The sequence below is a fragment of the Algoriphagus sediminis genome, from assembly GCF_030403435.1.
In the GTDB taxonomy this organism is placed as follows: domain Bacteria; phylum Bacteroidota; class Bacteroidia; order Cytophagales; family Cyclobacteriaceae; genus Algoriphagus; species Algoriphagus sediminis.
In genome coordinates, this window is the sequence record NZ_JAUEPH010000004.1 from 299,069 (window position 1) to 312,627 (window position 13,559).

Consider the following 13,559-nt stretch of genomic DNA (forward strand, 5'->3'; position numbering starts at 1 on the left):
TTTATGAAAGAATTTGATTACATATTTGCAGGAGCAGGTTGTGCTGGATTAAGCATGATTTACCATGTGCTGAATAGTCCATTAAAGGACAAACGAATTCTTTTAATTGACCCACATTTTGGGGAAATACCAAACAAAACCTGGTGCTATTGGGCAAAAGAGGCTCTCCCAATCCATCCAGAAAAATCACTCAATCAACACTGGTCTAAGTTTTCTTTAGGAACTAAAAACCAAAATCGTACTTACGAATTTGATCAGCTCAAATATTGGCATATCAACTCGAAGGAGTTTTATGAATTTATTCTACCTCAAATTAATTCCTCAGACAGCATAGAAATTGTTCAAGACTCGGTAGTTGAAATATATGAAAATGATTCAGAAGCATTTGTAAGAACGAAGAGCGAATCATTTTCAAGCAAATACGTTTTTGATTCAAGACTCTCCGAGAAAAATAATCAAAACAGTAATTCTTTAAAGCAGGTATTTGCAGGTTGGAGAGTTGAATTTGATTCGCCAGTTTTTGACCCTACTACATTCAGCCTAATGGAGGTGGATGATAGTTCATCAAAGGACTTTAGCTTCTTCTATGTCCTACCCCATTCAGATCGCTCTGCCTTAATTGAGTTTACCAAATACGACACGGACCGGACAAGCCTGAAGGAATTAAAAGGCGCGATAAAAGATTACATCTCTGACAAGTTCGGGGATATTGAGTACAAAATCACCTTCGAAGAAGATGGGATAATTCCTATGTCAACCCTCCATAATTCAATCCACTCTGAGCGTTTAATTCCAATTGGCACAAGAGCAGGTTGGACCAAGCCTTCAACCGGTTATACATTCTTTACCATTCAAAAGAATTGTGAAATTCTATTAGAAAAACTCCAAAATGGTGAGCCTCTTTCATTAACTCCGAAAGAGTCTCGGTTTAAATTTTACGACAATATTCTCCTCAACATTGCCCATAATTGGCCTAGCCAATTAAAAACAGTGTTTTTAAATCTATTCCACCAAAACCCTCCAGATCAGGTGTTTAGATTCCTTGGAGAACAAACTTCTTTAAGGGAGGAGTTTCAAATTCTAAGAAGGCTACGGTTTGGGATCTTTATCAAAAGTCTAATTACCTATGGCAAGTATTAGTATCATCGGGAAGAGTGTAGGGTTAATCATCGCAATAGCCTATTCAGTTATTGGATTTGATTACCCAATACTTGATTATGCGCTATTTGGCTTGATTCTGCTGCTTGTAGGCATACCTCATGGTGCTATTGATCATCTTACCTCAAACCCACATACTTCAAAGTCCACTCTCCTGCCTTTTCTTATACAGTATGTGACAATGATACTTTTCTACTCCGTAGTTTGGTATTTCTTACCTCTACTGGCTCTTATCCTTTTCTTAGGAATGTCTGCTTATCATTTTGGGCAAACTCATTTTATTAAAAGAATTGAAGTTAGCTCAGCAAAAACAGCATTGCTTTACCTTTCCAGAGGAGCATTTTATTTAGCCATAATTATCCTTGGAAGCTTCGAAGAATCTCAGTCTATTCTTGCTTCAATTATTGATATCACACCCCTCTACCATCTTCAATGGTATGTGATTTTTTCACTCTTCTTTCTTTCTCTAATTATGCAAAGAATCTGCAGAGTGAAGTTTTCGTCTGGTGATTTGCTGGAACTCACTGCACTACCTTTGCTACTTTACTTTACACCACTTGCCATCAGCTTCATCCTTTACTTCGGAATCTGGCATTCTATTCCCAGTATGGTGGCCGAGTACAATTACTTGAGGCAATATCCTTGCTGTCAAAATTTGGGGGATTTTGTTAAACAGCTCTTACCATTTACATTTTTAAGCTTAGTAGGTATTTCTTTAATTCTATGGGCAGGGCTAACTTATTTGTCCAGTGAGGAAATCGTATTGCTTTTCTTTGTACTTATCTCCCTCATTTCTTTTCCCCACATTCTTTACATGGATAACTTTATAAAGAAAAAAATCAATACTGACCGGTATTAATCATGACCAAAGTGCAAGCGTTAATGGCTTCAATTCCAGCTTCTGAAGCCTTCCTCGTTAACCTTGGGTTTTGAGCACCAGGGCTAAAAATAATTCTCTCCGGTTTTAGAGAAAGCAAATAATCTTCCCATTCCTCCTGGTGTCTTTCATTCATGTACATAGTAATTGTATGCACGTTATCCAGGTTTGGCTTTGACCGAAGGTCAAGAATTTTTTCCCCTAAAACAGTACCTTTTTTGATGGAAATGGGAATAAAAGGTTTTCCTGCCCTCTTTAAAAATTCAGCGGCAGCATAAGCATATCGCGTAGGATTTGTGGTGGCCCCAACAATCAGGGTTTTATCCTTATTCATGTCTGCTCCCGAAGTGTCGATCCCTCTCAAAGGTATCCATGTGCCTATGCTTTTTGGTCTCATAGATATCACCAAGACGAATCATAATTCCTGTCTCCTCCACTTCTCCAAATTCATCATTTAGCGCAGTACCAAAAGTCATCATCGTAGGAGAGAGGTTCATGTAGGTATTGATTAAAGGGGGAATATTCTCTCCACGAGCCCGAACTTCAGAATTCAAAAGCTTGTATCCAGCTTTATAATCTAAACCTTCAAAGGGATTCTTTTGATTAGGTAAATCAGTTTTGTAGCCTAATTTCAGTTTTGGCTTTGGGGTGACCAAAGAATCATTATCGGGGAAATAGTGATTCATAAAAATCAAAAGTAAATCTCTTGCCTCCGCATCGAAATGAGGATACATGGTTACTTTTCCAAATAGATACTTTACATCTGGATTCAAAAGAACCACGGCCCCAAGACCATCCCAAAGATTATCCAAACTGAAAATTCCTTTACGATTATCTATGCTTGGTTGATATTTTGGCTGAACAAAGGATCTGCCCAACTCAATGGTATAAGGGATAAATTCATTGATGAATCGTTCAGAGAAATCAAATAGATGCATGGTGGAGAGGTTCAATTCCCCATCTTCCGTAAGGGCGTTTTTACAATGAATAAGCCTGTAGCCAGCCACAATTTCATCATCCTCAGGACTCCAGGTAATCAACTGATCATAACAATTTTCACAGGTATCATTATCATCTAGATCCATGGCCATTCCTGTACCTCCCCCAGCTGATCGAAAAGTAAGTTCACGTAACCTACCAATCTCCTTAACCACATTGGGTGAATTATGATGATTCACGAGGTAAACAAGATTGTCTCCATTATTGGTGTATCTCAAAAACTTATCTTCTGTAAGTTCTTTTTTCAGGATTTCCCGATCAATTGGCGCTATGATGTCTTCTACTTTATTCATTGTTTTTCACCCATATCATAAACCACGTTCTTCATGTGATCAGCCCATTGTCCATCATTTTTACTATCGTCAAAATAAGTATAAGGCACTTGCTCTCCTAATCTAATGGTAATCTTCTTTCCTCTTTGGTTATACATTTCATCTGCTAGATAAAACATCTCAAGGTTGGCCTGAATACCCAACCGCTTTCTCCACCTCGCTAGATTATAAAACCAATTTGAGTTCTTTCCGGTGGTATAACATGGGATAATGTTTTTCTCATATTTTTTTGCTTTGGTGATAAAACTCTTTTTCCACTGCAAATCACGGATTATCCCATCTTCTCCCTTTCGAGAGACCAGCCCTGCTGGGAAGATTAAAACCACATAATCTTTTTGGTAAACCTCATCGATAGTATTCAAAGCGTTCGCAGAGTTCTTTCCGAATTTATTCACCGGAACAAAATATGGCTGGAAATTACTGAATTGCATGAGCAGATCATTGACTAGAAAGCGAACATCTTTCCGATGTTTAGTAATGGCATAAATTAAGGCTACCCCGTCCAAGGCTCCTAGAGGATGATTTGAGGCAATGATTACGCCCCCTTTTTTTGGGATGTGTTCCGCACCAATTAATTCCACCTCAAGGTCAAAAACGTCTATCACCGCATTTACAAAGTCATGTCCCTGATAAACATGAATCTTCTCCATGGTATCATTAATCCATTTTTCATGGGTCACCCTTTTAATATAGTTCAGAGCAAAGCCCGGCAACCACTTCAAAAGTGCCGGATTTTTTGTGGCAATTGCTTTTTCTACATCAATAAACTTTTTGCCCATCCTACGGATTATAGCTTTGATTAAAGGTGATTGGAAGGTCTAAATTAACCGTAAAATTTAAAATTCATATCTTCTCCTAAGAGCAAGACAGCTTTCAATGCCCTAGTTCTTTGATTACAAAATACTTACCTCTTATTAAATTTTACACAAATGAAAATACTTCTTACAGGATCGACCTCAGGGATTGGTTGGGAAACTTTCAAAGATCTATGGAGTGAGGGACATGAAATGATTTTGCCGGTCAGGAACGTCAAGAAAGCTGAAGGAATGCTTCACAATTTCGGGGTGAAGGAACGGATATATGTTTATCCAATGGATTTAGCAAATTTGAATTCAGTTTCTGAAGCAGCCGGAATGATCATAAAAGATCATGATCAAATAGAGGTAATAATAAATAATGCAGGTGGAATGTATCCCCAGCAGAAAAAGTCAGATGACGGAATCGACTTGACTTTTTCTGTAAACCATCTTGGCCATTTTTTACTGACCACCCAGGTATTGAAAAAGCTAAAAAAGAGCCCTTCTAAAGTAATCAATGTCAGCTCTGAAGCTCATAAAATAGCTAAGGTTCGAAAGGATGATTTGGGTCTTATCAAATCTACCAGTGACCTTACCTCCTACGCAAATGTAAAGCTCTATAATATCCTGTTTACCATAAGGTTAAAGCAAAAATATGGAGAAAAAGGATTAAATGTTTTTTCTCTCCACCCTGGAGCTGTTCGCACGAACTTTGGCAGTGACTCAGGTCCTATATCAAAAGCGATAATTCAACTGAGCCAGTTATTTTTTATTTCAGCCAAAAAAGGAGCACAAACCACCTTACATTTGGTAAAGCAAGACAATTCTAAATTGGTGAATGGGGCCTATTATAAAAAGCAGAAACCAGCCAATTCAAGTAAAACGGCCAAGGATATGGAGCTAGCTAAGGCACTTTGGGACTATAGCGAAGGTGAAATCGAAAGAATCCTCGGATGATTTCTTATTTTTGGACAACACCACGGCATTTCAGCACCCCACTTTTGTAATCTAATTTCAATTTATTTGAATGAATTCCAGACAATTATTCCTTCAACATCTCGCCCAAACCACCGATTTCCCATTACTTATAGAAATCGAAAAAGCAGAAGGAATCTACATGTTTGGCCCTAATGGGCAAAAATACATAGATCTTATTTCAGGAATTGGAGTGAGTAATGTAGGCCACCGCCACCCTGAGGTAGTAAAGGCTGCAAAGGATCAGATGGACAAATACATGCACCTGATGGTTTATGGAGAGTATGTGCAGAGCCCACAATCACTTTTAGCCAAAGCTCTGACCGACACCTTGCCAAAAAAGCTGGACAATGTTTACCTCGTAAACAGTGGTTCAGAAGCCATCGAAGGCGCAATGAAATTAGCTAAACGCCATACGGGAAGACCTAATATAATTTCCTGCGTGGATGCTTACCACGGAAGTAGTCATGGGGCCTTGAGTGTGGGTGGAAATGAGATTTTCAAAAGAAATTACAGGCCGCTCTTACCTGGAATTAGTCACATCGTTTATGGTGGATTTGCAGATTTAGAAAAAATCGATAAAGATACTGCCGCTGTATTCATAGAAACGATTCAAGGAGAAGCCGGAATCAAAGTAGCTCGCAAGGAATATTTTCAGGCCTTGCGAAGAAAATGCAATGAAACCGGAACCCTACTGGTATGTGATGAAATCCAATGTGGGTTTGGAAGAACAGGGAAATTCTGGGCTTTTGAGCATTTTGACATCATTCCTGATATAGTTTGCTGTGCAAAAGGAATGGGTGGAGGAATGCCGATAGGAGCATTTATTGCTCCAAAAGAGATCATGCATACCTTCGCCAATAACCCTATTCTGGGCCATATAACCACTTTTGGCGGACATCCGGTAAGTTGTGCAGCATCGCTAGCCACCATTAAAGTTCTTCAGGATGAAAAGCTGATCGAAGGGGTTGAAAATAAAGCTAATTTGTTCAAAGAACTGCTGGTTCACCCTTCTATCAAATCCATCCGAAACAAAGGCCTCATGATGGCGGTGGAGTTTGAGTCTTTCGAGGTTTTAAAACCAATTATCGATACTGCCATCGAAAATGGAGTGATCACAGATTGGTTCTTATTCTGTGATGATGCAATGCGAATAGCTCCGCCATTAATTATTACCGAAGATCAAATCAGGGAGGCATGTAAAAAAATTCTTGATGCAATCGCAATCCATAGTCAACCCAAATAATCCAGCAAATAATAAAGATCTTTATTCTAGATGCGAAAAGTTTTAATAGTCCTAGGCTCTCTCTTCTTAATTGCCATTTTTGCCCTTCTCTGTGTCATCACCACGCATACTCCTAAATATGATGGAGATTTAGATCTTATTGGGCTGGAAAATCCAGTAGAAGTTCTTTTCGATAATTATGGTGTGCCTCATATTTATGCTGAAAATGAGTTGGATGCCTATAGAGCTTTTGGCTATGTCCATGCTCAGGATCGCCTTTTTCAATTGGAAATGATGAGAAGAGTAGGAACAGGTACTCTCTCTGAATTCTTAGGTAATAGTTTACTCGACACAGATAAGTTTTTCAGGACTCTGGGAATCTCAAAACAGGCGACCATAAGTACAGACTTCTGGAATAATCAAGCCAATTCTCCTATAAAAGAAGCCACAAATGCCTACATAGACGGAGTGAACCAATTCATTCGGGAAGGCAATTTACCTATTGAATATGTTTTATTGGGTGAAAAGCCCAGAGAGTTCACCGTGAATGATATTCACGCCATTACTGGCTACATGGCATTTTCTTTTGCCATGGCTGTCAAAACAGATCCCATTCTTACAAAAATTCAAAGGAAATTAGGCAATGATTATTTAAAAAGTCTTTCTATCAATACCCTACCAGATCATGTAACTATTCCCAATTTTTACCCTCCTAGCCTATCTGATTCAAATCAAACTAGCGGAAACCTTCAGGCAATGTTGAAAAAGCTGCCTGTTCCACTACTCAAAGGTTCAAATGCATGGGTAATTTCAGGGGATAAAACAGAGAGTGGAAAGGTGATTTTTGCCAATGACACACATATTGGCTTTTCATCACCAAGTGTTTGGTACGAGGCGCATTTAGAATATCCAGGCCACTCCTACTATGGCAATCATTTGGCAGGAATGCCATTCGGGTTGGTAGGACACTCAGATTTTCAAAGCATAGGACTTACCATGTTTGAAAATGATGATCAGGATTTCTTTGAAGAAAAACTGAATCCAAATAACCCTAATGAGATATTAATTGGGAATAACACCTCCCCAATTAGAAGTAGAATTGAGATCATCAAGGTTAAAGGAGAAGAGGATGTGGAATTTGAAGTCAAAGAAACTATTCATGGACCCATTATGAATTCTGTGGTTCCTGAAATAGCTGAATTGACGAATAATCCTGTCTCCTCATGGTGGGTGTATCTTCAGGAGCCAAGTCGGGCACTGGAAGCAACTTACAGAATGAATAGAGCCAAGTCAATTGATGAAGTCGCTCTCGCGGCAGAATTGATTCATGCTCCCGGTTTGAATATCATGTATGGAGATGCAGAAGGCAATATCGCATGGTGGGCCGCAGCAAAACTTCCTATCAGGAATAAAAACTCAAACAGTAAATTTTTCCGTGATGGAAGCGACCCAGCTGAACAACCCACAGGGTGGCTCCCATTCTCCAGTAATCCCCAAAGTATCAATCCCATGTGGGGCTATGTGGTTTCCGCAAATAACCAAACTGATACTTTGTCCACAGGGGATTATGTCCCGGGTTATTTTTACCCGGGAGATCGGTATGATCGGATAGCCAAAACCCTTGAACAAAGAGATAATTGGACAGTGGAAGATCTCAAGGAGTTACAAAATGAGGTCATAAATCTTACGCATCCCAAAAATGCAAAGCTAATGTTAACGGCTGCAAGACTTGACGAATTCCCTGAATTCGAGGGTCTTTTTGATGAAGTGCAAAATTGGGATGGCAGTCATAAAATAGCTGAAATAGCCCCTACACTTTACTATAAGTGGCTATATCATAGTTTTAGAATGGCGATGTCCGATGAAGTGGGGCAAGAAACTTTTGAAAGCTTTATTCAAACATTTGCCATGATCCGAAGCACTAATCTGTTTCTGTCAGATCCTGAAAATAAGTGGTGGGATGATGTCTCCACAGAAGGGGAAGAAGGAAAATCAGACATTCTTACTTTGGCCCTCGGCCAAAGCTTAAAGGAGCTTCAGGCCCAACATGGAAATGACTGGAAAAAGTGGTACTGGGAAAAATCCATTGTCTCTGAACACCCACATCCACTTGGGTCCCAAAAGCCCCTAGATAAGATTTTCAATGTAAAAACCGAGGCTCTTCAGGCAAATGCAGAAGCTGTTAACAAGCTTGCTTTCAGTTTGAATGGAGACGGTGTTTACACGGTCAGATCAGGTCCTGCTATGAGGATTCTTTTAGATTTTTCTGATGTGGAAGGTTCTATATCTGTTTTGCCCACCGGGCAATCCGGAAACCGTTTTAGCCCCCATTATAAAAATCAGGCAAAACTATACACCAGGGGAGAATATAGACCTCAATTGATGAACCGAGTAGAAATTGAAAATGATTCAAAAGACAGGTTAATCTTTACCCCTGAAAATTAACTCATGATGAATTTGTATAACCTGTAAAGACCGTAAAAGAAGCCGAAAGTCAAGGCTAAAAGTGATAACGATACGAGTGTAATAATAAGGTTTATCTTCGATCCAACGATCAAATAAAGCATGCCTGTAAAACCCACCTCAGCAGCGTAGTTTGATTTAGAAAAAGCTAGTAGACCCCAATCAATATTTCTATCAAAAGTCACATAATTGCTGAACCCATCTGATAGGCCGGTGTTGGTATAAAACTCGTAGTCTCCTACCTTCATCTTAGAAAGATCAGAATTATCGCTCTTCTCATCTCGTTCGATTGGATTCAGAAGGTTATTCATATTTTCTTCAGAAAGCCCAACTCCATTCATCACGCCTGACATCCATTTTGAATAATCAATGAGGTTACTTTGAAGATTGAATTGATGGTCCGTATTAAATGCATCAGACGAAGTGATTAATTGGGTTTTGCTCATTCCCAGCGGCATAGCTACCTTTTGTTGAAAAACAGAATCCAGTTGATCAAAGCCAACCTTTTCCACTTCCATAATAGCTTCCATAAGATAATTGAGGCCAATTTCCGCATCTGATGATTCTTTTCCCGGCTTTATTTTATAACCCACAATCCCATCCTGACCTGCACTCGATAGCATTTCCAGTCCAGTTTTATTCGCAATAACTGACCGGGTAGTGATTCCTTCGAGACCAGAATCATTCACGACTTCGGCCATTTCTATGTATTCGGATAAGGGCTTATCTAAGTCCAAACTTCCGTCCTCGACCAAAGTCATTGCAAAGTAGAATAGAATGGGTCTAGAACCGCTATTTAGAAGAAAACGTGTAGAATCACTTGCAGCCGTTTTCGATCCCTCCTCAATAACTCCCTGGTGATAAGTATAAACTAATTCACCATTATTTATTAATCCTAAACTCAGACTTTTTTCTTCCCTACCAGCTAGTTGGCCTTCGAAATATTCATCCAGATCCCCTTTATCAATATTCCAACCGATGATGGTCTTCACTGAATTTTCAGATTCTGAACTGCATGATGAACCACCTAGCAGAAGTAAAACTGAACCTAGGCAAAATAAAAAAGATTGATGAAAATTTTTCATAATACTCCTTTTTCAGGATGACGAGGAGTCACTGTCCTTCCGAATTCTTTCATCTTTTCAATCTCCTCATCCATATCACCTTCTAAAGTAAACATCGGACCCACTCCTGCTTCTTTCTTTTTATAATCCAAGTACCCGATCACGACGGGCACACCAGCCCCTTTCGCTACATGATAGAAACCTGTTTTCCATCTTTTCACCTGACTCCTGGTACCTTCTGGCGTTACCATAATCACCAGATCATCAGACTCTTTTAGCATATCAATCATAGCTTGAGTATAAGTCTGTTTTTTCCCACCTGGAATTCTTTTTCGGTCAATGGCTATTCCACCCAAGCCTTTGAGAAGCCAGCCTAATGGGCCCACCATCAATTCCTTTTTTATAGTATAACGAACCGGAATATCCATCAAATAAAACCCTGCACGGGCATATAGTAAATCCCAATTTGATGTGTGTGGCACTGCTATCAATACGGCCTTATTAACCCCCTCTGGCCAGTCTCCTCGGAAAGTCCAGCCAGTTATCCAAAAGACAAACCTCGATAATAACTTCATCATGCTGTCAAAGATTTGCTACCACTAACCAAATCTAAAATGGAGGGATTTTTCTCCATGTACTCCATTGCGGTATCATAGCCAGCCTTAAAAATCTGTGGAGCTTTACGAATATCAAGCACTCCATATTTACCTAAACCAGGAGCCTCGATAAAATAATCACACTTGCTTTGTCTGGAATAGACGTTGTAATTCATGGACATAATTACGGAACGCTCGATCAAAACTCTCATGTTTTTGACGTTACTTTCTTCTGGAAGATGGTTACAATTCACTCCAATAATTGTATCACAAACTCCATCCAGGGGCTCCACCGGAAGATTATTCAACACTCCCCCGTCTATTAAAAATTTATCCTCATACTCTATAGGTTCAAACATACCCGGAATACATGAAGAGGCCAGCACGGGCTTAATAATTTCTCCTTCTGAAAAGTATACCACTTTTCCCTTTTGAATATCTGTAGCGGCTACAGTCATTGGAATTTGAAGCGACGAAAAGTCATCAGTCTTAATATAAAGTTTCAACAACTTTTCAACTTGACTCATGGTCAATATTCCTTTCAGGGAGATTGCCGGGCGAATAAATTTGAAATAATTGGTGTCAACTATTATCCTGAGGATTTCTTCGGGTTTATACCCAGAACAGTACATAGTGCCCGCGATTGCACCTGCTGAAGATCCACTCAAGCGTGTGGGATAAATATCAGCCTCATTTAATGCTTTTAACACTCCAAGGTGGGAAATACCACGAACCCCACCTCCTGATAAAGCAAGTCCTATTTTAGGATTAGATTTCATCCAGTCTGAAAGTTTGATCGAGACGTACTCCTTTTTCGGTCATTTTCACCGTGCAACATTCATTTACAGGGTCATGTTCCAAAAACAAAATATACTTTTCCCTGGCTGCCTCTTCCAGAAAAGCTGCTTTTTCCTGTAAAGTCAGTAAAGGACGCGTGTCATATCCCATCACGTAAGGAAGCGGAATATGGCCCACTGAAGGAAGTAAGTCTGCCATAAAAACCAAAGTGTGGCCATTATATTGAATTTTTGGAAGCATTTGTTTGTCAGTATGACCATCTGCCGTAATCACCTCGAAGCCCAATTCTGCTGAAGCTTTTATTGGTTCCACATATTTAAGCTGACCACTGTCCTGCATTGGTAAAATATTTTCCTTCAGAAAGCTCGCCTTCTCTCTTGGATTGGGTTCTGTTGCCCATTTCCAGTGATCTTTATTTGACCAGTAGTCAGCTTTGGGGAAAGTCATCTGAAAACTGTTTTGGTCGATACCATATTTCACTCCTCCACCGCAATGATCAAAATGAAGATGAGTAAGGAAATTATCAGTGACATCGTCAAAGCTTACCCCAAGTTTATTCAAATTTTTCTCAAGGCTATCATCACCATGCAAATAGTAATGAGAAAAGAATTTTGCATCCTGTTTATCTCCTATTCCATTATCTATCAGAATAACCCTGTTTCCTGTAGTTACCAAAAGAGATCGCATGGCCCAGGTGCAAAGATTTTTTTCGTCTGCAGGATTGGTTCTGCTCCAAAGAGACTTTGGCACCACCCCAAACATGGCTCCTCCATCCAGTTTAAAAAAACCAGTATTGACAACGTGTAATTCCATAGAAATAAAAAACCCGAACACTTATGCATTCGGGATTTGCTTATTCGACTACAACCCCCATCGAGCAAAACTTATCAATTCGCTGATCGATTCGCTTCTCAGGTTTAATCTTATCGAGTTCTTTTAGTGATTTAAGAATGAATTCCTTTAGAGTTTCCGACATGGATTTTAGGTCTTTATGGGCTCCGCCCAAAGGCTCAGGAATAATTCCATCGATCAGACCATTTCCTTCCATATCCATCGCAGTGAGTTTCAATGCTTCCGCCGCTTGTTCTTTGTAATCCCAGGATCTCCAAAGAATGGAGGAGCAGGATTCCGGAGAAATCACTGAATACCAGGTGTTTTCAAGCATGAAAACCTTATCACCGATCGCAATACCCAAGGCACCACCTGAAGCTCCCTCACCAATAATGATACAAATTACAGGCACCTTCAGCATAAACATTTCCTTAAGGTTTCTGGCGATAGCTTCACCTTGTCCTCTTTCTTCTGCTTCCAGTCCAGGAAATGCCCCAGGAGTATCAATTAAAGTTACGATAGGCTTGCCAAACTTTTCAGCCATTTTCATAAGTCTCAAAGCCTTTCGGTAGCCTTCAGGGTTGGCCATACCAAAGTTTCTATCCTGGCGCTGCTTGGTATTCCTACCTTTCTGCTGGCCAATAAACATTATACTCCTACCATCAATGTCTCCTAGACCACCGATCATCGCCCTGTCATCACGGACGTTTCTGTCGCCATGAAGCTCTATGAATTCATTGGTGAGTTCGAAAATATAATCAAGTGCATATGGTCTTTCCGCATGTCGGGAGAGCTGCACTCTTTGCCATCTGGTCAGATTTTGAAAAGTTTCTTTCTTCAAGGCGAGGATTTTTTCTTCCAAAGACTCAATATCGGAACTTAAATCGATATTCCTTCCCTTTGCCAATTCCTTCATTTCCTTGAGTTTCTGCTCGAGATCAACTATGGGTTGTTCGAATTCTAATATCATTTTATGTGATTTTGGAAGAAACAAAGATAAACAATATCTCTCCAAGACAAACTGATTAGCTCTCCTCAGCTCGGAGAATTAATTCTTAAAATTATCTGACTGAATGCTAATTAGATAGAGAGAAGAGTAAAAAAATTTTCTGGTAGGGTATTGCAGAAAAAAAGCAAATACCTACCTTTGCATCACTTCAAACGAGAAGGATAGCCTGAAAGGCAAATAAATATAAAAGGAGCGGTAGTTCAGTTGGTTAGAATGCCTGCCTGTCACGCAGGAGGTCGCGGGTTCGAGTCCCGTCCGTTCCGCATCAAGCCCCAATATTTGGGGCTTTTTTGTTTTGTACTGATTGAGAATGCCAGTCCAGATTACTTGGGAAGGTCACATGTTTCTAAATAACTAATGGATCTCCTGATTTTTGATTTTTTGTTTCTGAAAATTTGAAGATGATCTAGTCTCGTACAAACCATTCAAAAAGAA

13 protein-coding genes and 1 tRNA gene are annotated in these 13,559 nt (G+C 39.7%); 6 read left to right on the forward strand and 8 right to left on the reverse strand.

Annotated features, from left to right (window positions below; translation table 11 throughout):
• The first annotated feature begins 3 nt into the window (after window positions 1-3).
• Both QVH07_RS10650 and QVH07_RS10655 read left to right on the forward strand, forming a co-directional pair.
• Entirely contained in the window at window positions 4-1,140 is a 1,137-nt protein-coding gene (locus QVH07_RS10650) for a lycopene cyclase family protein (protein ID WP_290000252.1), read from the forward strand.
• A complete protein-coding gene (locus QVH07_RS10655) occupies window positions 1,127-2,017 on the forward strand; it encodes a Brp/Blh family beta-carotene 15,15'-dioxygenase (protein ID WP_290000254.1) in 891 nt (296 codons plus the stop codon). Before QVH07_RS10650 ends, QVH07_RS10655 begins: the two co-directional genes overlap by 14 nt.
• Here the strand turns inward: QVH07_RS10655 and QVH07_RS10660 are convergent.
• Genes QVH07_RS10660 through glsA form a run of 3 tightly spaced genes read right to left on the reverse strand, consistent with a single transcriptional unit; the run spans window position 1,998 to window position 4,145 of the window.
• Complete coding sequence (locus QVH07_RS10660) at window positions 1,998-2,369, reverse strand: CoA-binding protein (protein ID WP_290000256.1); 372 nt, start codon at window positions 2,367-2,369, stop codon at window positions 1,998-2,000. The two genes, QVH07_RS10655 and QVH07_RS10660, sit on opposite strands and share 20 nt — an antisense overlap.
• Entirely contained in the window at window positions 2,362-3,327 is a 966-nt protein-coding gene (gene glsB, locus QVH07_RS10665; protein ID WP_290000257.1) for a glycine N(alpha)-acyltransferase GlsB, read from the reverse strand. The genes QVH07_RS10660 and glsB overlap by 8 nt, the downstream gene beginning before the upstream one ends.
• On the reverse strand, window positions 3,324-4,145 hold the full coding sequence (glsA, locus tag QVH07_RS10670) for a 1-acyl-sn-glycerol-3-phosphate acyltransferase (RefSeq protein ID WP_290000258.1): 822 nt from the start codon (window positions 4,143-4,145) through the stop codon (window positions 3,324-3,326). The genes glsB and glsA overlap by 4 nt, the downstream gene beginning before the upstream one ends.
• A 150-nt stretch (window positions 4,146-4,295) precedes the next feature.
• Between glsA and QVH07_RS10675 the strand changes: the two genes are divergently transcribed.
• The 3 genes from QVH07_RS10675 to QVH07_RS10685 all read left to right on the forward strand — a co-directional run bounded on the left by QVH07_RS10675 (window position 4,296) and on the right by QVH07_RS10685 (window position 8,808).
• The gene (locus QVH07_RS10675; RefSeq protein WP_290000259.1) at window positions 4,296-5,120 is read left to right on the forward strand and encodes an SDR family NAD(P)-dependent oxidoreductase; all 825 of its coding nucleotides are present in this window, start codon (window positions 4,296-4,298) and stop codon (window positions 5,118-5,120) included.
• Between the two features lie 70 nt (window positions 5,121-5,190).
• Window positions 5,191-6,384 (forward strand): aspartate aminotransferase family protein, encoded by a 1,194-nt coding sequence (locus QVH07_RS10680; protein WP_290000260.1) that lies wholly within the window; start codon window positions 5,191-5,193, stop codon window positions 6,382-6,384.
• A 30-nt stretch (window positions 6,385-6,414) separates the two neighbouring features.
• A complete protein-coding gene (locus tag QVH07_RS10685; RefSeq protein WP_290000262.1) occupies window positions 6,415-8,808 on the forward strand; it encodes a penicillin acylase family protein in 2,394 nt (797 codons plus the stop codon).
• On the opposite strand, the gene QVH07_RS10690 is transcribed toward QVH07_RS10685, so the two are convergent.
• Genes QVH07_RS10690 through QVH07_RS10710 form a run of 5 tightly spaced genes read right to left on the reverse strand, consistent with a single transcriptional unit; the run spans window position 8,805 to window position 13,085 of the window.
• Complete coding sequence (locus tag QVH07_RS10690) at window positions 8,805-9,911, reverse strand: serine hydrolase (protein ID WP_290000265.1); 1,107 nt, start codon at window positions 9,909-9,911, stop codon at window positions 8,805-8,807. The two genes, QVH07_RS10685 and QVH07_RS10690, sit on opposite strands and share 4 nt — an antisense overlap.
• Entirely contained in the window at window positions 9,908-10,468 is a 561-nt protein-coding gene (locus QVH07_RS10695) for a 1-acyl-sn-glycerol-3-phosphate acyltransferase (RefSeq protein ID WP_290000267.1), read from the reverse strand. The genes QVH07_RS10690 and QVH07_RS10695 overlap by 4 nt, the downstream gene beginning before the upstream one ends.
• The gene (locus tag QVH07_RS10700) at window positions 10,465-11,265 is read right to left on the reverse strand and encodes a patatin-like phospholipase family protein (protein WP_290000270.1); all 801 of its coding nucleotides are present in this window, start codon (window positions 11,263-11,265) and stop codon (window positions 10,465-10,467) included. The genes QVH07_RS10695 and QVH07_RS10700 overlap by 4 nt, the downstream gene beginning before the upstream one ends.
• Window positions 11,255-12,097, reverse strand: coding sequence for an MBL fold metallo-hydrolase (locus QVH07_RS10705; RefSeq protein ID WP_290000273.1), 843 nt, complete (start codon window positions 12,095-12,097; stop codon window positions 11,255-11,257). The genes QVH07_RS10700 and QVH07_RS10705 overlap by 11 nt, the downstream gene beginning before the upstream one ends.
• Window positions 12,098-12,137: 40 nt before the next feature.
• Window positions 12,138-13,085 carry an acetyl-CoA carboxylase carboxyltransferase subunit alpha gene (locus QVH07_RS10710; RefSeq protein WP_290000274.1) on the reverse strand — a complete coding sequence of 316 codons (948 nt, stop codon included), beginning with the start codon at window positions 13,083-13,085 and terminating at the stop codon, window positions 12,138-12,140.
• Between the two features lie 228 nt (window positions 13,086-13,313).
• On the opposite strand from QVH07_RS10710, the gene QVH07_RS10715 reads away from it, so the two are divergent.
• Window positions 13,314-13,387: transfer RNA gene (locus tag QVH07_RS10715), tRNA-Asp, on the forward strand.
• Window positions 13,388-13,559 lie beyond the last annotated feature (172 nt).